Source organism: Paraburkholderia sp. J41 (genome assembly GCF_905220235.1).
In the GTDB taxonomy this organism is placed as follows: Bacteria; Pseudomonadota; Gammaproteobacteria; order Burkholderiales; family Burkholderiaceae; genus Paraburkholderia.
This window is the reverse complement of the sequence record NZ_CAJMZE010000092.1, coordinates 1-762: the sequence shown is the minus strand read 5'-3', so window position 1 is coordinate 762 and position 762 is coordinate 1. Positions and strand designations below refer to the sequence as shown.

At 63.6% G+C, this 762-nt stretch carries 1 pseudogene; it reads left to right on the top strand.

From position 1 onward, the window contains the following. Nucleotides 1–762: pseudogene (locus tag U5805_RS31550) on the top strand (hemagglutinin); the annotation flags it as partial.

The window sequence follows — 762 nt, the reverse complement described above, 5'->3', positions numbered from 1 at the left end:
ACGTTCAACAACGCAGGCGACGCGTTCACGTCGATCAACGGCAGCATCACGAACATCAACGGCGCGATGGCTGACGCGGTGCTGTACGACTCGTCGGCGCATACGTCGGTGACGCTGGGCGGTTCGGGTGCAAGCGCGGTGGCGCTGCACAACGTGGCCAACGGTCTGCTGAGCACGTCGAGCCTCGACGCGGTGAACGGTTCGCAGCTGAACGCGACGAACGCGAACGTGACGACGCTGCAAGGCAACGTTTCGAACATCAACAGCCAGATCACCAATATCAACGGCAAGATGGCGGACGCGGTGCTGTACGACTCGTCGGCGCATACGTCGGTGACGCTGGGCGGCTCGGGCGCGAGCGCAGTGGCGCTGCACAACGTGGCCAACGGTCTGCTGAGCGCAACGAGCCTCGACGCGGTGAACGGTTCGCAGCTGAACGCGACGAACATGAACGTGACGACGCTCCAGGGCAACGTTTCGAACATCAACAGCCAGATCACCAATATCAACGGCAAGATGGCGGACGCGGTGCTGTACGACTCGTCGGCGCATACGTCGGTGACGCTGGGCGGCTCGGGTGCGAGCGCGGTGGCGTTGCGCAACGTGGCTAACGGCCTCGTGAACGTATCGAGCCTCGATGCGGTCAACGGTTCGCAGCTGTACAACGTGGCGGCCTCGACGGCCAACGCGATTGGCGGCGGCTCGACGGTGAACAGCAACGGTTCGATCTCGAACCCGACCTTCGTGGTGAACGGCGGCACG